Annotated in this window: 21 protein-coding genes; 6 read left to right on the top strand and 15 right to left on the bottom strand. The window is 40.5% G+C overall.

Annotated features, from left to right (window positions below; genetic code table 11):
- Nucleotides 1-11: 11 nt before the first annotated feature.
- Nucleotides 12-842, bottom strand: a complete 831-nt coding sequence (locus tag AK823_RS05960; protein WP_068035423.1) for an ion transporter — start codon at nt 840-842, stop codon at nt 12-14.
- 352 nt (nt 843-1,194) lie between these two features.
- Between AK823_RS05960 and AK823_RS05955 the strand changes: the two genes are divergently transcribed.
- Nucleotides 1,195-1,944, top strand: coding sequence for a YebC/PmpR family DNA-binding transcriptional regulator (locus AK823_RS05955; RefSeq protein WP_068035420.1), 750 nt, complete (start codon nt 1,195-1,197; stop codon nt 1,942-1,944).
- 135 nt (nt 1,945-2,079) lie between these two features.
- Here AK823_RS05955 and AK823_RS05950 read toward each other — a convergent pair whose 3' ends face one another.
- The gene (locus tag AK823_RS05950) at nt 2,080-2,652 is read right to left on the bottom strand and encodes a methylated-DNA--[protein]-cysteine S-methyltransferase (protein ID WP_068327262.1); all 573 of its coding nucleotides are present in this window, start codon (nt 2,650-2,652) and stop codon (nt 2,080-2,082) included.
- Nucleotides 2,653-2,703: 51 nt separating this feature from the next.
- Entirely contained in the window at nt 2,704-3,675 is a 972-nt protein-coding gene (ftsY, locus tag AK823_RS05945; RefSeq protein ID WP_227514145.1) for a signal recognition particle-docking protein FtsY, read from the bottom strand.
- A 797-nt stretch (nt 3,676-4,472) separates the two neighbouring features.
- Between ftsY and AK823_RS05940 the strand changes: the two genes are divergently transcribed.
- The 3 genes from AK823_RS05940 (at nt 4,473) to AK823_RS05930 (ending at nt 8,294) form a co-directional block, all read left to right on the top strand.
- Nucleotides 4,473-4,718, top strand: coding sequence for a hypothetical protein (locus tag AK823_RS05940; RefSeq protein ID WP_068327256.1), 246 nt, complete (start codon nt 4,473-4,475; stop codon nt 4,716-4,718).
- 417 nt (nt 4,719-5,135) lie between these two features.
- A complete protein-coding gene (locus AK823_RS05935) occupies nt 5,136-6,608 on the top strand; it encodes a pitrilysin family protein (RefSeq protein ID WP_149031846.1) in 1,473 nt (490 codons plus the stop codon).
- A gap of 129 nt (nt 6,609-6,737) precedes the next feature.
- The gene (locus tag AK823_RS05930; protein WP_068327253.1) at nt 6,738-8,294 is read left to right on the top strand and encodes a pitrilysin family protein; all 1,557 of its coding nucleotides are present in this window, start codon (nt 6,738-6,740) and stop codon (nt 8,292-8,294) included.
- 51 nt (nt 8,295-8,345) lie between these two features.
- Here AK823_RS05930 and AK823_RS05925 read toward each other — a convergent pair whose 3' ends face one another.
- On the bottom strand, nt 8,346-8,861 hold the full coding sequence (locus AK823_RS05925) for a hypothetical protein (protein WP_149031845.1): 516 nt from the start codon (nt 8,859-8,861) through the stop codon (nt 8,346-8,348).
- Between the two features lie 289 nt (nt 8,862-9,150).
- A complete protein-coding gene (locus AK823_RS05920) occupies nt 9,151-10,071 on the bottom strand; it encodes a D-Ala-D-Ala carboxypeptidase family metallohydrolase (RefSeq protein WP_068327247.1) in 921 nt (306 codons plus the stop codon).
- A 490-nt stretch (nt 10,072-10,561) separates the two neighbouring features.
- Here AK823_RS05920 and rodA point away from each other — a divergent pair, with 490 nt between their 5' ends.
- On the top strand, nt 10,562-11,704 hold the full coding sequence (rodA, locus tag AK823_RS05915; RefSeq protein ID WP_068327244.1) for a rod shape-determining protein RodA: 1,143 nt from the start codon (nt 10,562-10,564) through the stop codon (nt 11,702-11,704).
- Between the two features lie 898 nt (nt 11,705-12,602).
- Nucleotides 12,603-13,217 carry a septal ring lytic transglycosylase RlpA family protein gene (locus AK823_RS05910; RefSeq protein WP_068035406.1) on the top strand — a complete coding sequence of 205 codons (615 nt, stop codon included), beginning with the start codon at nt 12,603-12,605 and terminating at the stop codon, nt 13,215-13,217.
- 167 nt (nt 13,218-13,384) lie between these two features.
- Here AK823_RS05910 and radA read toward each other — a convergent pair whose 3' ends face one another.
- The 10 genes from radA to mutL all read right to left on the bottom strand — a co-directional run bounded on the left by radA (nt 13,385) and on the right by mutL (nt 23,933).
- Nucleotides 13,385-14,827: a DNA repair protein RadA gene (gene radA / locus AK823_RS05905; protein WP_068035404.1), complete on the bottom strand. Its 1,443-nt coding sequence runs from the start codon at nt 14,825-14,827 to the stop codon at nt 13,385-13,387.
- Nucleotides 14,828-15,070: 243 nt separating this feature from the next.
- Nucleotides 15,071-15,721, bottom strand: coding sequence for an IS1595 family transposase (locus AK823_RS05900; RefSeq protein ID WP_068325289.1), 651 nt, complete (start codon nt 15,719-15,721; stop codon nt 15,071-15,073).
- Between the two features lie 110 nt (nt 15,722-15,831).
- On the bottom strand, nt 15,832-16,542 hold the full coding sequence (gene lptB / locus AK823_RS05895) for an LPS export ABC transporter ATP-binding protein (protein ID WP_203226599.1): 711 nt from the start codon (nt 16,540-16,542) through the stop codon (nt 15,832-15,834).
- Between the two features lie 148 nt (nt 16,543-16,690).
- Complete coding sequence (lptA, locus tag AK823_RS05890; RefSeq protein ID WP_068327239.1) at nt 16,691-17,245, bottom strand: lipopolysaccharide transport periplasmic protein LptA; 555 nt, start codon at nt 17,243-17,245, stop codon at nt 16,691-16,693.
- A 190-nt stretch (nt 17,246-17,435) separates the two neighbouring features.
- Nucleotides 17,436-18,023 (bottom strand): LPS export ABC transporter periplasmic protein LptC, encoded by a 588-nt coding sequence (gene lptC, locus AK823_RS05885; protein ID WP_068327235.1) that lies wholly within the window; start codon nt 18,021-18,023, stop codon nt 17,436-17,438.
- Nucleotides 18,020-18,586, bottom strand: a complete 567-nt coding sequence (locus tag AK823_RS05880) for an HAD hydrolase family protein (protein WP_068327232.1) — start codon at nt 18,584-18,586, stop codon at nt 18,020-18,022. The genes lptC and AK823_RS05880 overlap by 4 nt, the downstream gene beginning before the upstream one ends.
- A gap of 56 nt (nt 18,587-18,642) precedes the next feature.
- Nucleotides 18,643-19,635 carry a KpsF/GutQ family sugar-phosphate isomerase gene (locus tag AK823_RS05875; protein WP_068327229.1) on the bottom strand — a complete coding sequence of 331 codons (993 nt, stop codon included), beginning with the start codon at nt 19,633-19,635 and terminating at the stop codon, nt 18,643-18,645.
- 245 nt (nt 19,636-19,880) lie between these two features.
- On the bottom strand, nt 19,881-20,429 hold the full coding sequence (gene hfq, locus AK823_RS05870) for an RNA chaperone Hfq (protein WP_068327226.1): 549 nt from the start codon (nt 20,427-20,429) through the stop codon (nt 19,881-19,883).
- 432 nt (nt 20,430-20,861) lie between these two features.
- Nucleotides 20,862-22,025, bottom strand: coding sequence for a tRNA (adenosine(37)-N6)-dimethylallyltransferase MiaA (gene miaA, locus AK823_RS05865; RefSeq protein ID WP_068327224.1), 1,164 nt, complete (start codon nt 22,023-22,025; stop codon nt 20,862-20,864).
- Nucleotides 22,026-22,109: 84 nt separating this feature from the next.
- Nucleotides 22,110-23,933, bottom strand: a complete 1,824-nt coding sequence (gene mutL, locus AK823_RS05860) for a DNA mismatch repair endonuclease MutL (RefSeq protein ID WP_068330184.1) — start codon at nt 23,931-23,933, stop codon at nt 22,110-22,112.
- Nucleotides 23,934-23,946 lie beyond the last annotated feature (13 nt).

Below are 23,946 nucleotides of genomic sequence, written 5' to 3'. Positions count from 1 at the left end.
ACTAGCGACCGTTAAACATGTAGCGCATGGCCACAGCGATCACAGAATGTCGCACCAACTGCGTGACCAAACTTCCCACAGTTGGGACAAGTGATTGGATTGAGCTGTGGTCGCATATTACGTGCCAGCTCAGAGGTAAAAATCCCTGTTGGCACTGCAATGATAGAGTAACCAGTAATCATGACCATGGATGCAATTGCTTGCCCTAGTGGCGTTTTTGGTGATATATCACCATATCCCACTGTAGTCATGGTTACTATCGCCCAATAGATAGATAATGGAATACTGGTAAAGCCATTTTCTGGACCTTCCACAACATAGATAACCGAGCCAAAGATCGTTACTAATAAGACGAGCGATAAGAAAAATACCGTAATCTTTTGCTGACTGGTTCTAAGCGCAGAAGCCAAAAATCCAGCTTGTTGCATATACGCTTTGAGCTTGAGAACGCGGAAAATACGTAAAATACGTAAAATACGTATCACGAGTAAGTACTGCACACCCACAAACATTAGACTTAAATAGCTTGGTAATACGGATAATAAATCCACTATTCCAAAAAAACTAAAAACATAACGAATACGATTGGGTGCTGAGAATAACCTTAGAGCGTACTCAATCGTAAATAAAATCGTAAAAAACCATTCAGCGTAAAAAAACAGTGTGCCATATTGCAAACGCATGTATAGAACACTATCAAGCATTACGATAGCCACACTGGTCAAAATGGCAATCAATAGTACAATATCAAAAAGCTTACCCAAACGGGTATCTGTGCCTTCAATAGTAATGTGAATGCGATTGCGTAAATGAGTAATGGCTTCAGCGGTTGGTTGCTTCATAGAATCAGTGGCTTCATAGAATCAGTGGCTTGATAGCATCCAATGATTTAAAGTGTGATGGATAAGCGCAAGTTATTCAAAATACGCAAAATTGGTTTATAATATTGTTCGCTTATAGCAGTTATCACAACATATAAGTTGCCACAGTGTAGCAAAAAATAGCTCTTAGCAACATACAAATTGCTAACGTTAACGTAAGCTTATAACCTTACAACAGTACATTAAAAGCGCTAGTTAGTGTGAAATTTATAAGCTCCAAAAACATTCAAACATTGGTATAAAAAAGTACTCGTAATAGGTATGACTCACATTGAGCTCATACTAAAAAGTATATAGCACTTAAGGATATAATATGGCAGGTCATTCAAAATGGGCAAATATTAAACACCGTAAAGCCCGTCAGGATGCAGTAAAAGGTAAAGTATTTACCAAGATTATTCGTGAAATTGTTTCAGCTGCTAAGCAAGGTGATCCTGACCCTGACAAAAACCCACGTTTACGGGCCGTTATTGAAAAAGCCTTATCAGTCAATATGACCAGAGACACCATCAATCGTGCTGTTGATCGCGGTACTGGTGGCGGTGATACTGAAAACATGGATGAGATCAGCTATGAAGGCTATGGTATCGGTGGCGTCGCAGTACTGGTCGAAACCATGACCGACAATGTTAATCGCACTGTCAGTGAAGTGCGCCATGCCTTTACCAAGTACGATGGCAATCTTGGTACTTCAGGTTCAGTCGCTTACCTTTTTAATAAGCGCGGCGAAATCACTTTTAATGATGTAAGCTTAGAAGATGAAGTGATGCTTGCTGCATTAGATGCAGGCGCACTTGATATTGAAAATGATGGTGAAAGCCTGCTTGTCATCACTGAGTGGGAAAGTTTCGGTCAAGTCAAAGATGCTCTCAATGCTGCAGGTCTGGTATCTGATAATGCTGAAGTGACTATGTCACCATCGACCAGTGCTGAGATTGATAATATCGATGATGCAGAAAAAGTCATGAAGATGATTGATATGCTAGAAGACATAGATGATGTACAAGAGGTTTATAGCAATGTGAACTTCTCTGCTGACGTGATGGCACAACTTGAGCAATAGTTTCTGTCCAGCAATAACTTACCAGTAATAAATGATCGATCACTCATAAAAAGAGCCAAACGTTTTTAGCGTTTGGCTCTTTTTTAATGCGTTTTAACAATACATCCAATAACCGTTCATCTAAAATCTCTTAAACTAGGTTTTATTCTTTACACCTTCAAGCGCTAATAAATACTCTTTTTTGTCCAGCCCGCCAGTATAGCCACCCAGCTTACCATCGCTGGCAATCACTCGATGACAGGGAATAACGATACTAAAAGGGTTTTTGCCGTTAGCGTTTGCCACTGCTCGGAATCCTTTAGGGTTACCAACACGCTGAGCAAGCGTTGCATAACTTATCGTTTCGCCATGCGCAATATCTTGTAATGCTCGCCATACTTTTTGCTGAAACTCAGTGCCTAAAGATATATCTAATGACAAATCAAAAGCGTCACGTCTACCATCAGCATACTCATTAAGCTGGCCGATGGCAGCTAATAGTAAAGATTGAGAGGCATCTTTACTATTTAATTCATCTTCATCTATAAATATAAAATCATCCTCGCTAAGCTTATAGTGCTTTTTGAGCTTAGTAAATGATTTAGAGTGACGCCATGACTGGCCTTTTAATAGCCAATTAACTTCAGCAAGCTGAGCAATATCATTCTCATTAGCGCTTGCCATTAAAATTAGTCGATGTTGACCAAAACTTGTTGTAGTGACTATCATAGTTACCTCCAACTTAGCTCTAATGAAATAATACTCAATTTATGAAAAATCTTAACTTTCATCCGTATCGAACAATGCTGCAACGAACTGCTTAGGACTAAAGGCACGTAGATCATCAATGGACTCGCCAACACCAATGTAGCGGATAGGCACATCAGTAGTTTCAGCAATATTAAACACGACCCCGCCTTTGGCAGTACCATCTAATTTGGTAATAGTAATACCCGTCAAAGGCACGACTTTATTAAATAGCTCAACTTGATTGATAGCATTTTGTCCTGTACCAGCATCCAGAACAATCATACCTTCATGCGGCGCGCTTGGATCGGCTTTACGCATGACGCGCACGACTTTTTCAAGCTCCGCCATTAGATGCGTTTTATTCTGCAAGCGACCAGCAGTATCAGCAATTAACACATCGATATTTTTAGCCTTAGCAGACTGCATGGCATCAAAGATAACAGAGGCGCTGTCTGAGCCGTGACCTTGCGCTACGACTGGAATACTATTACGCTCACCCCAAATTTGCAGCTGCTCAGTCGCGGCCGCACGGAACGTATCACCCGCAGCCAACATGACCGATTTGCCCTCACCTTGTAGACGTTTGGCAAGTTTTCCAATAGTCGTCGTTTTGCCAACACCATTAACGCCTACAACTAAAATAACAAAAGGTTTTTTGCTGGTGTCGATGACCAGTGGCGCAACTTTTGGCGTTAAGATATCGACCAACTCACTTTGCAACGCTTTATACAATGAATGTGCATAGATTAAGTCCCCACGTGCTGTCTGCTCGGTTAGACTCTTAATAATGCGGTTGGTTGCGTTTACACCAATGTCAGCGACCAACAGTTGATCTTCGACTTCTTCTAACAGCTCATCGTCGATCTCTTTACCACCGATAAGAATACTGACCATACCTTCCGCTAAATTCTTACGTGACTTACTCAGCCCTGACTTCATGCGGTTGAACCAGCTGCCTTTTTGACGACCTTGGGTTTCATTTTCTTGCTCGTCTTGAGGCATACTGGGTACAGCTTGTCTCATAGGAACGCTAGATTCAGAAACGCTAGCTTGACTTGCACTGTCAGGATTGATATTTCCAGTACTGCCAGATTGAGGGTTAGCGGCTCGAGATTTATTGCTGGAATTGTCGCTCCACTGATCTTGTAGCGGCATTTTTGGTACAGCAGTACGATTAGTCTTATTGTCGATCTTATCGTTACTCACCACTGTATCTTCGCTCGTATGCTGTCCTGCAGGCATGACGATTGGCGCACCTAAAGCTATCTGTTCTGCAGCATCTGCACTTGATACATCCGTATTTGCTGTATGACTAACACCATTACCTTGCTCATCAGCCTTAATTGCTGTTTCAACTTCATCGACACCAGAATCATCAATAATGGGGACTGATTGCGTCGGTAGACTCGGTAAGGTAATATCATCGTCATCTAAATCATCAAGGCTGCCATCAAGATTGATGACCACACGGTTGGCATTATTCGGATTATTCATAAGCTTGCCCTAAAAGTTATCAATGTCAGTAATTTATTTATTGTGCAATGAATATCATTATATTTAATATCATTAAAACGAAAGCTGGTTTTTGTGCTAGTTTAGCATAATTCAAGTGTCGCTCAGCGCTGTCCGTGATAGCGAATGATAAAGTAATAGCCGATTTGTAAGAAAGCTTGGTTAAGGTTCAGACACAAAAATCTGACTTTGGTAAGGTCAAATTTCGCTACAGTCTATTTAATACTTGCCTGCTCTGAGCAATCAATTAGCCGTTCGGTCTTTTTATTCAATGAATAGGAATAGCCATGCCACCTCTAAAACAAACTTGCTTTTTAAAGCATATATACTTGCCAAAGCGACAATATCCATCAAACGGCATAAGACCTGATATTAAGCCTATTCCTAAAAGGCAATTTATTTATAGAAAGGCTAATGCGCTCAGCCTGTTGCTTCTTATAGCAGCCCTGTCTTTTTCAACTGTAGGTTGTGCTACTCTGCAAGCACTAGAGCCAACAGCTGAATTAATTAATGACTTAAAAAAGATTTTGTAATAATTTTCATTACCAGTCTATGGTATGCCATCAATTAGCATATCTATACATTTGGTGGTCTTACCTCTAAAGGTGAGCTTAAGAAAGCTCTTTTTCTAAAACTGTCTTCTAAAATCAGGAATACTTATGTCATCGATAATACCAACTCATAAAACCAATTATAAACCTGTACCAACGGTTTCTCATTTGAAACTTGTTATAAATATTGGAATCGCTATGGTTATTTCCATACCACTCTTATTAAGCGTAGGCTGTAGTACGACGCAAGAATTCAAACCAACAGCCAGTGTGATTGTTGGTGGACATAAATCTTTATAGCGCTTGCGGTTGTTATCTTTAAGACAACAATATTATTTTATAGTTTTTAATAAGTCATCGTCTTTGATAAGTCGTCATTTTTTATAAGTAGAACATACCATGCCCTTGTCTTCACCATTACCTATTATATCGTTACGTATGGCCTGCGCCTTAGCACTCGCCACTACTCTAACTGCATGTCAAACCAGTGGTCTGAAACAAACAGCTGAGCCTGACACAGTAACTGCTAAGCCATCCATGAGTTCGGATCTGACTATCGATATGTCAGGTCGACATGAATATCAGTTAGAAAATGGGCTCAAGATAATTATCAAAGAAGATCATCGGGCGCCAGTAGCGATGACGCAGATCTGGTATCGGGTTGGCTCTGCGGATGAGCCGTTAAATAAAGGTGGCATCTCGCATTTGCTCGAACATATGATGTTTAAAGGGACAGCTGACGTTTCAAGCGATGATTATGAGCGCTTGATTGCAAAGTTTGGCGGCGTTAATAACGCTTTCACCAGCTACGATTACACTGGCTACTACGAGCTCTTTCCCGCTAATAGAATGGCTTTAGCTTTGGAATTAGAAGCGGATCGCATGAAAAACTTAGTTTTTGATGAAAAAGCTTTTACTAAAGAGCATCAAGTAGTCATGGAGGAACGTCGTCAACGTACTGATGACAATCCACTTGCCAAAGCTTATGAGTCGTTTCGCCTGTTGGCTTTACCTGATAGTCCTAAAGGTGAATCTGTCATCGGGCCAATGAGCGAGCTTGAATCCATTAAACTGACAGAATTAAAAGATTGGTATAAGACTTGGTATGCACCCAATAATGCAACCTTAGTTATCGTCGGTGACGTTGAGCCAAAAGAGGTCTTAGCACAAGTCAAACGCTACTTCGGTGATCTGCCTGCCAGCAAATTACCCACACGCCCTGCGGTCAAACAGCAAGGCTTCCGTGGTTATCAAAAAGTTGACTCTGAGCAAGCGGTACAAGTGCCTGTATTGTTGATGGGTTACAACGTCCCTAGCCTATCGACTGTTGGCGCGAACAATGAAAAGCAAGCTTATGCGCTATCACTTGCCCAAGATGTGTTAGATGGTGGTCTATCAGCGCGTTTAGAGAGTCGACTCATACGCGAGCAAGGTTTGCTGACCACAGTCGGTACTTCTTACGACTTACTTGATCGCGGTGATGGACTGTTTTTAATACAAGCAACGCCGCGTGAAGGCGTAAGCTTAACCCAAGCACAAGAAGCTATCACAGCTGAAATCAATAAGCTTACCACTGATCCTATTAATGCTGATGAAATCAGTCGTGCTAAGACCAATACCGTTACAGGTTTGGTATATGCGCAAGACAGTATGGAAGGCCAAGCACGGATGATAGGCTCGCTACAATCTATAGGGCTGGATGACAGATTGCTTGCAAGCTTACCTGCCAAGCTTGATGGTGTGAGCATCGCTGATATTCAGGCTGCTAGTAAAAAGTATCTTGTAAACGATAATCTGACCGTGATGCATATCGTACCGCCTAAACAAAAGACAGATGAAACTAAAACAAGCAAGGCACCAACAAGCAATTAATAATCAATGCTTGAAATTCGGTATTTAAAACTTAGTACTTAGAATAAATTGCTAATGTTCGTTATAGTTTTGCGCCATCCTTCTTTCCTAAGAAGCCTATAGTTTAAGAACATCTATAAGAAGAAAGATATGACTCAGAAAACTTTTATATTCATGATCAAAAGAACGCTACCACATCCAGACTCAACCTGGTCTCAATCTATTTGCAAGTCTCATCTTAGTGCTAGCATTCTACTAGGCTTAACAGCGTTTATTGCTCCCGCTTATGCAGACTCAGTCGGTGCTGAAGAATATCGTGAGCCCGCTGCTGCGGTCGATGTAAACGCGCCCATTGCAGCATTGGCTAAGCTTACCAGTCTTAACAACGTTAAACCTTTACAAGTAACAGTACCAACTATCGAACACTTTAAAACGACGGACGGCGTGCCCGTATCTTTTGTACGAGCAACCACGTTACCTATCGTAGATATTGATTTACGTTTTAATGCTGGTAGTGCACGCGATGGTAATATACGTGCGAATGGCTTTGGCATTGCTAATATGACCGCTACGATGCTCACGCAAGGCACTGAGAGCTTGAACGAAGATGACTTTACGCGAGCGGTTGAAACATTAGGGATTGATTTAAATAGTAGTGCGTATAAGGATATGTTTATCGTCTCGCTACGTAGCTTATCTGATGATGCTCATCTACTACCAGCCATCGATTTGATGACGCAAATGCTGACACAGTCCAACTTTGATCAATCAATTTTAGCGCGTAACAAAGCACGTCTATTAGTCGGTCTGCAACAGCAGAAACAAGATCCTAATAGCCTTGCCAATCTGGCTTTTGATAACGCTCTATATGGCAGCCATCCTTATGCCCATCCTTCGTCAGGTACGCTTGAAACAGTACCCAGTATCGAGAAAAAAGACCTAACTGACTTTCAAAATCGCTACCTTGTCGCTGCCAATGCTTCATTAGCAATGACTGGCAACTTGACGCTCGCTCAAGCCAAAAAACTCGCTGAAGACATTACTACTAATTTACCTATAGGCAAGGCCGCCAATGCTTTACCCGAGCCAAAACCACTCACCCAAGCAAAGAATATTCACATCCCCTTTCCTAGCAGCCAAACCACAGTACTAATGGGACAACTAGGTAATAAGCGTGCTACCGACCCTCAAGCGCAACAGCAACAAACCAATTTTGCTATTGGCAATGAGGTATTAGCAGGCGGTAATTTTAATGCGCGGTTGATGACTGAGATACGTCAAAATCTAGGTTATACCTATGGTATATCAGGCTCTATGAGTCCAATGCTAACTCGTGGCCCTTACCAGATAGGTTTTTCAACCCGCAATGACAAGGCTCGCGATGCTATTGATGCCAGCTTAACGGTCATTAATGATACGTTAGATAACGGGATTAACAATGATGAGATGCGTCTAACCACGGACAATATGAAGAATAGCTTTCCGATGAGCTTTGCAAGTAATGCGGGAATTAATGGTTTGCTGGGAATGATGAACTTCTATCAACTGCCAGATAATTATCTGACGGATTATATGGCACGTATTGAAAACGTTAAACTATCAGGAGTGAATCAGACTATGCGCGATACTCTTAATCCAGATAAATTCTTGATTGTGACAGTTGGACAGGACGATCCTTGGCAAACCAAAACGATCAAATCTGAGTAATTTTTTAGCAGGCGCTTTTGATATAAGTTAAGAAAACAAGGTTACGGATACTTAATCCGTAACTGTTATCGCAACGTCGTAGCTTAAGCGTTCAGGCTTGTATGTAGCGCCATTATAGGCTAGTCGGATTACATGCTTATCATAGGATGCCACTTGATACTCGCCATTAGCGAAGTTATGCATAGTGGGCACAATCAGTAGGGCTTCTATTTGTCTATTATCGACATCGACATCAATGCGCTGTCCAGCCTCTAAATATAAAAAATAGTCACAATAGTCATTAACCATCACTTCGGCAACACGCTTAATATCGTTGTTACCCATGTCTTTTTGCAATAGTTTGGGACAAATATCTGCACGATTTGCAGCTAACCTTGCATACGAGTTGGTAATATTATCCTCAATATTGGCAACTTCTAACTGTTTTTGCTGCGCCAGTGATGCATCTGCTTGACTATCCGTAGGCATTTCCGGACTACAAGAGTTGCTAAGTAGTACCAACAAGATAGCAACAACAACCAACATAAGACGTAAAGTGTTTGATTGAGAATTAAGTGTATTGCTCAAATTAAACCTACGTGCGCCTGATATTATCGACCGAAAACCCTTCATAAATCCCGCTTGTATCAAACTCTTGAACCTTGTTTATGAAACAAGGAACTTGTATAAAATGTAGACAATTATTTGTGATTATTAGAACATAGTTTGGGACAATATTACTAGTTTTTAATGACTTATAGGTCTAACCAAATAGCTATATGGGATCTATCAACCGCTCTTAAGCATATTTGATCAGCTCAATATCAAAGACTCCAGTAGTTAGGCTTAGTTTTTTAAATTATGGCGCTGTTTAAATTTAATAGCGACATGAGGAGCTACTACTGGCATGATTAAAACCCCACTTTCGATAACCTTGCGTATCTAGATGTATTGCGCCCGTTGAGTACAATCCTAAGCCAAAATTATGAGACTGACCTTGATATTGCCAAAATTGACATAGACCGTCTTGCAAATTACTCAGTAGCCAAAAATTATCATCGTATTCAGGCACCCAAATATCTATTGCCCCTGCGGTCATATGTTTGCTGCTATTCGCACCACCCGCACAACCATTCAATCCTGGGCTACGATATGCTGAACGTATTTTACTACTTGCAGGCAGGATACCTTGGTTCTTTAAATTACTATAAAGCCGCAAAGTAGGTACTATATTTGACCACAATTCTTGTGGGGGCAGCTGATAAGGCTCATAACCACACTTGTCCCAGCTACGTGCAGTAGTAAGAAGCTCTTCAAGTGGTGGAACGTTTCGGGCACCAATCTGTGAGCTTAAATAACGTTGAAAATTTGCCACTTCTTGAGCACGAAAGCTGTTGCTGTTTAACCAACCATTGAAGTCCATATCAACCATACTGTTATAAGTATTACTGGCTGTGTTGTACTTAGGATTGTAAGTCACACGTTTAAAGTCAGAAGTACTATAATTTGGACTGCGAGTATTCACACTCACACGTTTATTCTCTTCTATTGATACCTTAGAATCAAACTCATATTCGCGTTGTTTTTGGTTAATCAAACCTTGCATACTATCACCACTTAACACAGGCGATTTATGATTAATGCTAGCAGCAGGGGCGATATAGGCATTACTACTGCTATCACTAGCATGACGCACTTGAATACGACGCTCGCTACTGTCATTTAAAATAGCAGCATGTCCAATAACGCTGCTACTACAAACGATAAAGGCAACTAAAGGTTTTATAATTGATGTCATATGAAATTTCAGATTTATAGAAGGGTAAATATCTTTCGGGTAAATAGAAAAATTGGCCTGTTTACATTTAGGCTTATAGGAAAACCTATGAATACTATTATTTACATGGGTCATGTGAGCAGTTATCACTAATAAATATTTTATCGATACTATCAAATTTTACGCAAGCAGGCTAAACTATCGCCCCTGATAATAGCTAATAATTTTGTTATTAACATTTATCATTATCATTTTTTATAATCACGTTACTCTATTACTATCAAGTCACCCTATTGTTGTTATTTTCTACGATAGCTATACGATAATAATGTCTTAAAACTAGGTATCTTGCTACATCAAAGATACTTTTAGTAGAATTATTATATTTACCATACCTTATTTTTGATTGCTTTTTTATAGTTAGTGTTCAGATTTATGATAATAGTTAATAAAAAGCATTCTTAAACTGTCTCTTTTAATATACTTCCTTTTATTACAGTCACTTTTGCCTATGTCTTCTAATCCACAATATCGCTTTTCACGCCAAAGCCATCATTTCGGCCAACGTCATGAACGAACGCTGTGGCAGCGTATTCATATAGACCCATGGCTGACTGTACTGTTATTGCTGATTTGCTGTATTGGCCTGACTATCTTATATAGTGCTTCAACCCAAGACGTTAGTATGGTTGTCCGACAAATAGTAAGCTATGGAGTGGCTTTTACAGTCATGTTTATTATGGCGCAAGTGCCACCTAGCATCTATCGCACCTTTACTCCTGTTTTTTATGTGTTAGGACTGATACTACTGGTATTGGTTGATATTATTGGCGAAGTAAGGATGGGAGCACAGCGCTGGATTAATTTGCCAGGTTTTGGCAGCGTACAGCCATCAGAGTTTATGAAACTGGGTATGCCAATGATGTGTGCATGGTTCTTATCCAAACGTGAACTACCGCCATCATTTTCAAGTGTAATAATAACTTTGGGCATTATCATTGTACCGGTAATACTGATCGCAAAAGAGCCAGATCTTGGTACTTCACTACTCGTTGCAGCAAGTGGGCTCTTTGTCCTGTTTTTGGCAGGTCTTTCATGGTGGATGATTTCAGCAGCGCTAGCGTTAGCCATACCCTTTGTAACCTTTGCATGGTATTTTTTATTACACGATTACCAGCGTACGCGAGTGTTAACCCTTTTTAATCCTGAAGATGACGTACAGGGAGCGGGTTGGAATATTATTCAGTCTAAAACTGCCATCGGTTCTGGAGGACTATCAGGTAAAGGTTATCTAGACGGTACACAATCACAACTGCACTTTTTGCCTGAAGGTCACACTGACTTTATCATTGCTGCTTTCTCAGAAGAATTTGGCCTATTCGGTGTGATACTACTTATGCTGATATATGCTTGCCTATTAATACGTGCACTATATATTGCTTTTACCCACCCTGATACCTATAGCCGCCTATTAGCAGGTGCTATTGCGATGTCGTTTTTTGTCTATGTATTTGTGAATGTTGGCATGGTTGGAGGCATTCTACCTGTTGTTGGCGTTCCCTTACCTTTCGTTAGTTACGGTGGTACTGCAATTGTAACCTTAATGGGCGGGTTTGGACTTTTGATGTCCATTCATACTCACAAAGCTGATTAGTCAAATTGTCCTGATAGCTAATATATCAAAACCATACTCCGCCCTGCTCATAAGCTTATGTAGCAGTATTTTTTACTTAAGCTAAATAATATAGTGTGAGTATGAATTAATAATTAACTATGGTTCAAAAAATATGTCTTATATAAATATTGGCTTTAAGATTATAAAAATTGCAATCTAATGGTTAAAAGAACCAGAATTATAAATATAAAGAAGTAAAAATACAGATAACAATTTATATTAGATTGTTTATATTCAAAATGAAGCATATATTAAAAAGTATTATGAGTATCCGATATAAATAACATCAATTCAAAAAACAAACATTTATAAAAATATTTATTTAGTAAATAAAAATATTCCTTATAAAAATTACACTATTATCATAAAAAACAATGTTATCTAAGACGCTGTTATTGTTACAGAAATATGTAGAAAGTTACCTGTTTATATCTTTAATACATTTGTCATTAATAACAATCATCATTAAACTTTAATCCTTGTTTTTTACAAAAATTTGCGTTACTCTCTTTTTACTACTCTTTGATACATAACATGTACAGAGTTGCTAATAAACTTTGCATTCAATTATATTTCGGTCGTAGCTGCTCCGTATAGTGAGCATCTAGCTTTTCAAAGGCACTACTTAAGTTAACGTATTCATAACAAAATAAGATAGTAAAACTTTGAATTCTTAATTAGTAGCTTTACATTGAAAATTTGCGAAATGAAAATTACCCATGTTTTGAGACTTATCCAGCCATTGCTCATATCCTATGGTACTTACATAGATGACGAGCATGCATGATCTGTAGCGTTATCAGAATTACTTTATTCTGTTGTGCTCAACCCTAGGTTTTGGATACTATGTCTTAATATATAAGTTATAGAGGTATCTATGAATAAGCGTCTATCTGGTTTACTTACAATGTCAGTGTGTTTGTTTGCTGGCTCTGCAATAGCATCTAATGCCAATGCCGTAGAAGCAAAAACATCCCTTGCGACCTTGTCTCAAGATAACGCCTCCCATATTGATCGTGTACTTGGTGAGCTTACTCGCCAACATGATAATGCTTCAAGCTTAGTAAAATCTGCACGTCAGCCAGCATCGTTAGCTATTAACAGCTCTCTATTGGCTAATGATACTAGTCAAGTCACTGATGATGAAGATGTATTAGAGCGACTGACTGCTGTGGCCTCTAATTCTGTCAGCAAGTTCAAACAAACTGGTCTCGCCTCTTGGTATGGTCGTAAGTTCCATGGCCGTAAAACTGCCAGTGGCGATACTTTTGATATGAATGGTCTGACAGCTGCTCATCGTTCTTTGCCACTAAACTGCTATGTAAAAGTAACCAATAAAACTAATGGCAAAAGCGTAGTAGTAAAGGTAAATGATCGTGGTCCATTCCATGGTAATCGCGTTCTAGATTTGTCTTATGGTGCAGCTAAACGTTTAGGCATCACTAGTAAAGGTGTTGGCAACGTTTCAATTGAACGTGTTTCAGGTCCATAGTTTTTTAGGTTATAGTTTTAAATACTCAATTAAAGTTACAGACTTAGAAAAACTAGCAATTCAAAATATATAAAGCATATTAAAAATGTAAAAAAGTTCCAAACTCAAGTGAGTCTGGAAATTTTTTTATGGATGCTATTATTAAGAAAGTTTTACTCAGATGAAGACTAAATCTCGAAGGCTATCTCTATAGCATCATCCAAACGCTCTACAGCGTGTACAGTAATACCTTTGAACTGCGGCGAGTTACTGGCAGGTGCATTTGATTTAGGAATGATAGCATGAGTAAATCCATGTTTCATGGCCTCTTTTAGGCGTTCTTGACCGTTCGGTACGGGTCGAATCTCTCCCGACAAGCCCACCTCACCGAATACTGCCAATGATGACGGCAAAGGCTTTTCTCTAATACTAGAGGCACAAGCTAATAGCACTGCCAAATCCGAACCCGTCTCTATCACTTTAACCCCGCCAACCACGTTGACATAAACGTCTTGTCCGCTAGTGTGAATACCACCATGACGGTGCATAACCGCGAGCAGCATTGATAGACGCTGAAAATCAAGCCCCAAAGCCATACGTCTTGGCTGTCCTTGAGAGTCATCAACCAGTGCTTGCACCTCAACCAATAGTGGACGTGTGCCCTCACGGCTAACCATAACCACTGAGCCAGCAACTGGCTTATCATAGCGGCTCAAAAATATGGCCGATGGATTGGCGACTTCTTTGAGACCCATGTCAGTCATACCAAAGATACCCAGCTCATTAACGGCGCCAAAGCGGTTTTTGACGGCACGAATCATACGAAATCGTGAGTCAGACTGTCCTTCAAAGTATAAAACTGTGTCCACCATGTGCTCAAGTACTCTTGGACCTGCCAATGTACCTTCTTTGGTCACATGACCCACTAGAAACAAAGCAGTCCCAGTCTGTTTGGCATAGCGAGTCAAAATAGCTGCCGACTCTCGAATTTGGCTGACACCGCCAGGAGCTGAATTAATCGCATCCGTATAAATGGTCTGAATCGAATCAATAATTGCAATAGCAGGCTGCTCTTGAGTTAGTGCGGCGCAAATGGTCTCTACATTGGTTTCAGCCAGAACTCGCAAACGATCAGCAGGTAAATCTAAACGTTTGGCTCGCATCGCCACCTGTGCCAACGACTCTTCACCAGTTACATAGAGCGCACTACCCGCTAACGAATCTGCACGTGCCATATTGGTCGCCGTTTGCAGCAAAATAGTAGATTTCCCAATACCAGGATCACCACCTATCAGTACCACCGAACCGGCAACCAACCCACCACCTAATACTCGGTCAAACTCGCTAATACCTGTTGGCAGACGTGTGTCTAACCCTACACTAACGGCATTAAGAGGCATGACAGCACTATGCGTTCCTGAATAATTTCCTGTTGGAGCACCACCATTTGCGCCACGCGGCGTTGCTCTATTGGCTGCGGGTTTAGAGGTATTTTTATTATGATGCGGCATACTAACATTTGGGGCTTCTATTAAACTGTTCCATTCGCCGCAATCAGAGCACTGTCCCGACCATTTACCAAAATGTGCACCGCAGTGCTGACAGACATAGCTACTTTTATTTTTTGCCATCGTGTATGCGCCCTGTTTAGGTTGCGAAATAAAGAGAGATTAAGATAGTTTTATTTATATAGGATAAGTCATCATAAATTATGATAAACCAATAACCGCTTCGATAAAAAAGAATGAAGGTTGGTAATGCAGACGTGAAAGTGCAGAGTTAGATGAATTAATTATAATAGTTAAATTGGGTTAGTAAATAAAAACTCAAGATGTATCGAATACTATAAAAATATTTGGGGCTGTCCTAGATAACTAGTTCAGTTCCTTTTTAACCCATTGTTTTAGCTGACGTAATTGACGTTTCGGATCACTGTAGTTAAAACGCCACTCACATTCCTTTAAAAACAGATGGAAATGCTCTTTTGGGATGCCATTATATTTACGCATATGACGCTTTGCTTGACTCCAAAAGTTCTCTATTCCGTTAATATGATTACTGTCTTGTACAAACTCTTTTGAATGGTTAATGCGGTAATGGGTAAACTCACTGACATCAAGTGCGTTGTAACTTCTAAAGGAGTCTGTGTAAACGATACTATCAGGCTTTACTTTCTCTCTTATAATAGGGATTAAGGTATCAGCTCTGGCATTAGGGATGATACAAGCATAGACGCTACCATTGCGCTTAAGCAGTCCAAAAACAGGAACTTTGTTACCAGCACCGCGACCACGTTTGCCTTTGCGTCTGCCGCCAAAGTAGCTCTCATCAACTTCTATTTCGCCTTCTAGAAGGCCAGGTTCCTGACTATTTTCATAAATCAGTAGTCTTAGCCTGTGAAAGTAATAGCTGGCTGTTGTTTTATTAACACCCACTAAGCTTGCTGCTGTTCTTGCGGTAGAACCGGCAACAAATAGTTCGATAAGCTTAGTTTGTTTGTACCAACTTAATCTACTCTTTCTCATATGACTATCCTAGATTATTTTACTTATCTAGGACAGCCCCAAATATTTTTAACCGCTCATCTATAGTTCTTATTTATGAGTTATAGATGAGCGGCTACGCACAGGATTACCTATACTTGAAAGTCTTTACCTAAATAGACTGATTTTACTAGCTCATTATCTAATACTTCACACGATGTGCCTTCAGCGATAATGGCACCTTCTGAAACAATATAAGCTTTATCACAAATGGCTAAGGTATCACGAACGTTATGATCGGTGATTAGTACGCCAATACCGCGATTTTTTAACGCCAAAATAACGTCTTTGATATCACCAACAGAGATAGGATCAACCCCAGCAAAAGGCTCATCTAATAAGATAAACTTAGGGTCAGCTGCTAAAGCGCGTGCAATCTCACAACGGCGACGCTCACCGCCTGAGACACTCATCCCTAGGGATTTACGTACATGCTCCAAATGGAACTCACCGATTAATTTTTCAAGCTCTTGTCGCTGTTCAGCGGCTGATAACTCTTTACGAGTTTGCAAAATAGCCAAGATATTATCTTCGATTGATAACTTACGAAAGATAGAAGCCTCTTGTGGCAGGTAACCAATACCAGCACGAGCACGCTCATGCATGGCATACTTAGACAAGTCCATTTTGCTTAAGGTAACGCGGCCTTTATCCATATTGACTAAACCGACTACCATATAAAAGCTGGTTGTCTTACCTGCACCGTTAGGTCCTAGCAAGCCAACGACTTGTCCTTGCTCGACAGAGAATGAGACATCTTTAACTACCCAGCGCTTGCCGTAACGCTTACCTAAATTTTGCATCGTCAGACGCTCGACTACAGGCGTAGTCGTACTGTTTATTACAGACGTATTCTGACTGTCAAGACTGCTATTAAAACTGCTACTATCACTCATACGATACTCATACTAATGCAAAATTTAGACGCTTATAAAAACTGACAAAATCATTCTAGCGTATACCGCTTTGGTTGGTATTATTATTGGGTGGAAGTACCAGTTCAACACGCTGGCTATTACCAGCTGTGGCCTCAACATCTCCAGCTTTTAGGCTATAACGAATCACATTACCCGCAAAGCTAGCTCCATTTTGAACCAGTCTTGCATTACCCGTTAAGGTAATAATACCGCTCACTGCATTGTAATCAATCTTGTTTGCTTGACCTTTTGCCAGTCCTTTTTCTTGAGTAATGACTTGTTGCATCGTCGCTGGACGTCCAGTTGCCACTGCCGAATTAATGCTGCGCTGCTGCGATAAATTTACGGTGATATCATCAGCAGTAAGCTTTAGTGTACCCTGAGTAATAATGACATTGCCAGAGTAACTGGTGACACCAGTACGCTCGCTATAAGTCGCTTTATCCGCCAATAACTTGATGGATTGATTAGCATCTGATGGCAACGCATGACTATATAGCGGTAATGCTAATATCATGGTTATCGGTAAAATACGTAAAAATTGTGGCACTTGATTGCAACGAATGGTAGGCAAAAATTTAGGTTTCATAAGCAGTTACTCTTTTATAATTAGGAGGTAATGAGTAGTAGAAAAGCAAAAGCCGTTAGGTAACTAAACTAAATTAATAAAGTTGAATACCGAGTAGTAATAAGTGAGTCACTTGTTAGACAATTTATTGCGAGTACCTTTACCCTCTATTTTAAACTATCTGAGGCTATCATACGTACTATACAAGATATTAAAATAATGCTTTATCTTGACGCTCAGCTGGCGTAAAGGTCACAGCCACTTGCCCAAATTCATATTCACCAGTCTCAAGATTGGCTTTCATACTGGAAGCCTCAAAACGATTCATACCCTGCTCAACCTTGACTGACTCATCGCTATAGACTTGGCGTGATTTAGTATTACCTTTGAGCGTCTGACCTGTGACTTTAATCGGTTCAATATCTGATGCCACACCAGCTTTGTCTTCACTAACCAAGGTAAAGCCACCAGATAAACGCAGCTCTCCTGTTTGTTGATTAATAGTAGCACTGCCCGCTTGAATCTTATAACGCTGCTCATCAGATGGCTCCCAATTCATGGTAATACCTGACATCTCATCTTGATTGGTCACTGGATTATGTGTCAGTGAGTCAGCATTGAGCTCGTACTCCGTCTCGCCTTCTTCATTGGTTTGTACCGCTTTGATATCAGTCGCCTCATAATCAACCTCAGAAGCTTCTATATTTACTGGTGGCGTAATCTTACCTTGTTGCTGAAAAAACCAACCAGCGATACCAGCAATGATTAACGCTAAAATAATTAAAACACGAGTATTCACGACAAGTTATCCTGCGCCTGTACTTCATCAAGCGTATAGTGCGCGATAAAGTCTTGATAGTGTCCATGACCTTTTAAAATAAGATCACATACTTCACGTACCGCCCCTGTACCACCTGCGCGCGTAGTCACCATATCACTGCGATTAATCACTTCGGCATGTGCATTAGGCACTGTCGCAGCAAAGCCAACCGTTTGCATGGCTTTAATATCAGGTAAGTCATCACCCATATAAGCGCAATCGGCAGCGGTAATATTTAATGCTGGATCTAATGTCGAAAGCAGCTCTGTTAAGGCGATAAGCTTATCGTCACGGCCTTGTACCACATAGTCAACACCCGTCTCAGCGGCGCGCTTATTGACCATAGGGCTACTACGACCAGTAATAATAGCGGTTAAAATACCATAACGTGCTAAAGACTTAATCCCAACGCCATCTTGCACTGAGAATGCTTTGGTCTCAATGCCATTAGCATCATAGATTATCTGACCATTCGATAAGATACCATCAACATCCATCACAAGCATCTTAACTTGTCCGGCTTTTTTGATTAAGTCTTGCATAATTTATCTCTTATGAAGTTTTTTATTCAATTGTAAAATCTATTCAGTTTAAGTTATTACTTTACACCTGCTTGTAGCAAGTCATGTACGGTAATAATAGCCTCTAAACGCTCTTGCTCATCTATCACCAATAACTGGCTAATCGCATTTTCGTTCATTACGCTTAACGCATCTGATGCGCGCATTGTTTTGCTCACTTGTCGTGGATTAGTACTCATCACATCATGTATTGGGATAGCAAGATCGATACCTTTTTCTAAACCACGGCGCAAATCCCCATCTGTAAATACACCAACGACTTTTTTCTCATCATCAACTACCACTGTCATACCCAAACGACCAGCAGACATGATGAATAGCGCATCTTGCAATGGGGCTTTTTGATTGATGAGAGGCAGGTTTTCTACATTACTGTGCATCAAGTCCTCTACTCGCGTTAGTAGCTGACGACCAAGTGCGCCTGCTGGATGCGATAACGCAAAATCCTCTGAGGTAAAGTTGCGTGCATGCACTAAAGCGACAGCTAAGGCATCTCCCAACGCTAAAGTGGCGGTAGTACTAGAGGTAGGTGCTAGATTAAGCGGACAAGCTTCTTGTGATTTACCAAGCGTTAATACAATGTCAGCTGCGCGCGGTAGCATACCGCGTTTATCTCGGCTAATACTTATCAGCGGAATACCCAGCCTTTTGACGACTGGCAATAACGTCTTAATCTCGTCAGATTCACCAGAGTTAGAGATGGCCAGTAGCACATCGCCTTTTACAAGCATTCCTAAATCGCCATGACCTGCTTCGCCAGGATGCATAAAAAATGCTGGCGTTCCAGTCGAGGCGAAAGTCGCTGCTATTTTGCGCCCAATCAGTCCTGACTTACCCATACCAGTCACGACTACTCGACCCTTACAAGCCAAAATAATATCACAAGCTTGCGCAAACCTATCGTCTATTTGCTCCGTTAACAATGCCAGTGCTGCCATCTCAGTATTGATGGCATCAATAGCAGTGGTTATAAATTGGGCATGGGTAAGGTTTTTTGCGCAGTTGCTCATGGTTTGACTCGATACTTATAATGGATAACGTATTTTACTATATTGGGAGTAATATTAATAATACAGCCTAGAAAATTTTAATGGTGCGCTAGATTAATAACAGAATAGCGATAGTGGCAGTAATATCGCTATGGTTTGTATAATACTCATCTGGTTTATACAAAAAAGACCCACTCAATAGCAGGTCTTTTTTATTAATAAAGGCGATTACTAACGATATGATGCGCCTTCATATGTATCTTCGATTAATTGTTGTTATTGTTATCAATATCATCATTCGGCTTATCTTCAGGGTCAGTGCTTTCTGCTGGATTTTCAAATCCACGATCTTGACCAAAACCACCACGCTCAAACCCGCGATCCTGACCTTGACCTAAACCGCCACGTTCAAACCCACGATCTTGACCTTGGCTAAAGCCACCACGATTAAAACCGCTACGATTAGAAGCAAAACCGCGTTCTTCAAAACCGCTAGCTGCACCTGCAGTGCTACCACGCTCAAATCCGCTACTGGTACTACCACCTTGATATCCAGCGGCACCTTGAGTCTGCATGCTACTACCTGTAGTCGCCGTTGTACTCGTGCCTCGTGGATTACGAGCTGGCACTACAGTTGAGATAGCATGCTTATAAACCATTTGACTGACAGTATTCTTAAGTAAAACAACATATTGGTCAAATGATTCAATCTGGCCTTGCAATTTAATGCCGTTGACCAAAAAAATAGACACCGGAATGCGGTCTTTACGTAGTGAGTTTAAGAACGGATCTTGTAATGTTTGTCCTTTTGACATAAAAACTCTCCTAAATATTATATAATTATATTATAAGTGCTTGTTTAATTATAATGGTTAGAGGAAGATACAATAATAAGTTTTACTAATAAAACGTATCTAAATAAGCACTAATTTTTCTTGAGTAATTCTACTTTATCTTGAATGCCAGATTATTGTAAATAATTAAGTAACCAGTTGTTTCTATGGTAGTTTTTATTAGAAAAAAACACTTTAATGTAACAACCAATTAGCAATAGTCAACATAACCTGCCTATAAATGGTAGGTTACCAAATTATAACAGCTATCTAGACTACACTTTGAAACTTATTGTGATTTATTTTTATTGTCGATATCAACTTATAAAGAATGTTGTTTACTACTGATAGCATATGTACTTAATGTCATGTACCGTTTTTCAGATAGTATCAACGATTAGTATTAATTAATAATCAACGTAGATATTCACCAGCTTGCGCCATGGTCGTAAATGATGGTATGACGATTTTGTTATTTTTATCATCACCTGTTGAATCAGTATTGATAATCGGTAATTGAGTTAACTTACGAAGCCAAGTGTATTGACGCTTTGCCAGTTGCCTTGTAGCATATAATGCCTTATTTTGCATTTGATAACAAGCAAGTGCTTCAGCCTGACTATTAAGCATTGATGACTGTGCTTGCGACTGAAACGCGATATTCTGTTTCATGTTTTGATTGGCTAATTCTTCGGGTTCACCAAAGGCATCATTGAACTGAGCTTTATCCAAATGCGGTTGCTCAAATATTGGATGATTAGTATGTACTAGGTATTCTAATACTTGACGATAGCCAACGCAGCGCATAGAAGGCAGATTTGGTGTCAGTGGATACTGCTCAAGCAAGCTAACTACTTCAGTTACTAGCCCCTCATTCCACATGATATCTAAACGCTGTGCGATACGCTCATGTAACCATGGGCGATCAGGCATCACTGCTAATGCATGCCACTGCTGATTGGGATTGTGCGCCAATGCTTGCTTAGGCTTATGCTGCCACTCACTGATAGGAATGTCTGTTTGCAGATATACCTCAATAGCGCGAGTAATACGTTGAGTATCAGTGGCATTAAGACGCTGATAACTTATCGGATCAACCTCACCCAGATAGTCATATAGCTCACTAATGCCCTCTTCCTGTCGCCACTGCTCTACGCGTACGCGAACACTATCATCGCTATCAGGTACTGGAGATAGCCCATCCAGTAGCGCCATGTAATACATCATGGTGCCGCCGACTAGTAAGGGTATCTTGCCGTTCTCGTGACAGCTATCAATCAAACGGGCGACATCGCTGACGAACTCAGCGACACTATAGCTCTGCATAGGATCAATAATATCAACTAAATGATGTGGATAGCGCGCCAGCTCAGTAGCAGTTGGCTTCGCTGTACCGATATTCATATCACGATATATTAGAGCCGAATCTACTGAGATTAGCTCATAACGACCTGTATCGTACAACTCATAAGCCAGTGCAGTCTTACCGCTCGCGGTTGGTGCCATCAAGCAAATCACGCTATTATCCGCTAGATTGGGACTCAAGCTACGGGATGAGCTATCAGACGAATGTCGCATAGGGATGCCTTTACTGGTTGTAGTTTGAATAGATAGAACAGAGGCTAGCTATATAAAAGCTAGTATTTATTGTTAAGGCTCAGATTAACTGAATGTAGTTTGTTCGGAGGCAGATAATAGCATCAACGAAACTAATTGATTGCGGTCTATGACTTTGATTGCATTGTTAGTTAGCAACTCTTCAACATCTACTATAAAAATCGTCAAATCTTGCGCAGTCATTTGCGCGCTTACAATAGCAAGTTGCTGATTGACACATGCTGCGCTATTTAGCATTTCATCTTTTTTAAATATATTACTGCTAAGTACATGTGACTCAAATAATAGACGAAGCTTTAAGTGCCAATCTGCTGCACTAATAAGTGAAAGCTGTCCTTGGTTGTAAAACAATAACCAAGGCAGCGATTTATCATCGATGTCTTTAGGGTTAGAAGATTCACTTACTAAACCATTTAAGCTATTAATAACATCCAAGCAAACTGGTAAACGCCCTGTCTTTATAAATGAGCTATTCAAAATATTAAGGCTATCAGCGGAAGTTGCACTTGAAGGTTTAACATTCTTATCAGACGATTCGTCAACATAAGATTTTGCTGAACAGAATTCCGCTACGTTTTTAGAGAACTGTTTGCTTGCTGACAGTTGATACGGATATTTAGGAGTATGTACTTGATTGTTTTGCGCTAAGTTACTAGTAGCAAATGTCTTAGGCAATGACGCATTAAAAGATGTGCTTGGAGAGGTATTTCTGTCTAGCATCTGTCTATCGTAATCGGTAGTTGCTACCGTCTCCGTTGTACTAACCGTTTTAAGTTTCAAACGAACTGCATGGCTTAAATGTGCCATGATATTATTTAACGGGCTGATTTTGATCCGCTGTTTGGATGGATGCACATTGATATTGAGCCACTCGGTTGGTAGATCAAAATAAAGGGCGTAACCGATGCTACTAAGTCCAGCACTGTGAGCAAGTTGGCGCAACTGATTGCTAACGATCGGCTCTTTTACCAAACGACCATTCACATATAGCAGCTTTGGCAAGGCGTCCTGTGAATCAGTGCTAGGCCATAACCAACCACTGATACTTACCTGATTACCTGAGTAATGATTATCAGCATGCCCTATAGGCTGCTGCATTAGACTCGATAAATCAATTGCTACTTCTAGCGCGTTATCCGTCAATGGCCTACCCGTCGCTTGTTCAAGACGTGATAACGGCAGACGACTAGCGTTATTGTTTTTTCCGTTAACATTTATCGATAACGAACTTGAAGACAACGCACTGGACAGCGACAGCCGTTTTTTATTGTCGTGAAAGAGACTAAGCGCTACATCAGCGCGTGCCAAAGCTACTTCACGCACAATCGTTTCGATATGACTAAACTCGGTCGAAATAGATTTCAAATTACCGCGGCGTGCTGGCACGTTAAAGTATAAGTCCTTTACCGTGATTATCGTACCGCGATTGTGCACAACAGGTATCAGTTTCGGCAGATCATCTAAGATACCAGTGACCTGCAACTGGCGGCCGATACCACTATCATCATGACTACTGGTTAGCGTCAATCGTGAAACTGCCGCCGTTGCTGCCAATGCCTCCCCGCGAAAACCCAAAGTAGTAATACCATGTAAATTTGCGACATCAGCAACTTTACTGGTCGCGTGACGAGTAATCGCCATGACCATATCATCAGGATGAATACCAACACCATTGTCCACCACTTCAATCATACCCATGCCGCCTTGAGTAATATGCACTTCAATATTACTGGCACCAGCATCGATAGCATTTTCAAGCAACTCTTTAACCACAGCTGATGGACGCGTCACAACCTCACCTGCTGCTAATTGATTGATTAGTAGCGGTGATAGTTTTTTGATTCGTGTATTAGAGTGATTATCTAGCATTAGTGAGGGACAT

Origin of the sequence: Psychrobacter sp. P2G3 (genome assembly GCF_001593285.1) — a bacterium.
Classification (GTDB): Bacteria; Pseudomonadota; Gammaproteobacteria; order Pseudomonadales; family Moraxellaceae; genus Psychrobacter.
Note: the sequence above shows the minus strand (reverse complement) of the source record. Positions and strands in the feature narration are given on the sequence as shown.

Excerpts from the sequence above, each read along its gene's own strand:
- AK823_RS05960 (WP_068035423.1), bottom strand. The coding sequence starts at position 842 with ATGAAGCAACCAACCGCTGAAGCCATTACTCATTTACGCAATCGCATT.
- AK823_RS05955 (WP_068035420.1), top strand. The coding sequence starts at position 1,195 with ATGGCAGGTCATTCAAAATGGGCAAATATTAAACACCGTAAAGCCCGT.
- AK823_RS05950 (WP_068327262.1), bottom strand. The coding sequence starts at position 2,652 with ATGATAGTCACTACAACAAGTTTTGGTCAACATCGACTAATTTTAATG.
- ftsY (WP_227514145.1), bottom strand. The coding sequence starts at position 3,675 with ATGCCTCAAGACGAGCAAGAAAATGAAACCCAAGGTCGTCAAAAAGGC.
- AK823_RS05940 (WP_068327256.1), top strand. The coding sequence starts at position 4,473 with ATGCCACCTCTAAAACAAACTTGCTTTTTAAAGCATATATACTTGCCA.
- AK823_RS05935 (WP_149031846.1), top strand. The coding sequence starts at position 5,136 with ATGCCCTTGTCTTCACCATTACCTATTATATCGTTACGTATGGCCTGC.
- AK823_RS05930 (WP_068327253.1), top strand. The coding sequence starts at position 6,738 with ATGACTCAGAAAACTTTTATATTCATGATCAAAAGAACGCTACCACAT.
- AK823_RS05920 (WP_068327247.1), bottom strand. The coding sequence starts at position 10,071 with ATGACATCAATTATAAAACCTTTAGTTGCCTTTATCGTTTGTAGTAGC.
- rodA (WP_068327244.1), top strand. The coding sequence starts at position 10,562 with ATGTCTTCTAATCCACAATATCGCTTTTCACGCCAAAGCCATCATTTC.
- AK823_RS05910 (WP_068035406.1), top strand. The coding sequence starts at position 12,603 with ATGAATAAGCGTCTATCTGGTTTACTTACAATGTCAGTGTGTTTGTTT.
- radA (WP_068035404.1), bottom strand. The coding sequence starts at position 14,827 with ATGGCAAAAAATAAAAGTAGCTATGTCTGTCAGCACTGCGGTGCACAT.
- AK823_RS05900 (WP_068325289.1), bottom strand. The coding sequence starts at position 15,721 with ATGAGAAAGAGTAGATTAAGTTGGTACAAACAAACTAAGCTTATCGAA.
- lptB (WP_203226599.1), bottom strand. The coding sequence starts at position 16,542 with ATGCAAAATTTAGGTAAGCGTTACGGCAAGCGCTGGGTAGTTAAAGAT.
- lptA (WP_068327239.1), bottom strand. The coding sequence starts at position 17,245 with ATGAAACCTAAATTTTTGCCTACCATTCGTTGCAATCAAGTGCCACAA.
- AK823_RS05880 (WP_068327232.1), bottom strand. The coding sequence starts at position 18,586 with ATGCAAGACTTAATCAAAAAAGCCGGACAAGTTAAGATGCTTGTGATG.
- AK823_RS05875 (WP_068327229.1), bottom strand. The coding sequence starts at position 19,635 with ATGAGCAACTGCGCAAAAAACCTTACCCATGCCCAATTTATAACCACT.
- hfq (WP_068327226.1), bottom strand. The coding sequence starts at position 20,429 with ATGTCAAAAGGACAAACATTACAAGATCCGTTCTTAAACTCACTACGT.
- miaA (WP_068327224.1), bottom strand. The coding sequence starts at position 22,025 with ATGCGACATTCGTCTGATAGCTCATCCCGTAGCTTGAGTCCCAATCTA.
- mutL (WP_068330184.1), bottom strand. The coding sequence starts at position 23,933 with ATGCTAGATAATCACTCTAATACACGAATCAAAAAACTATCACCGCTA.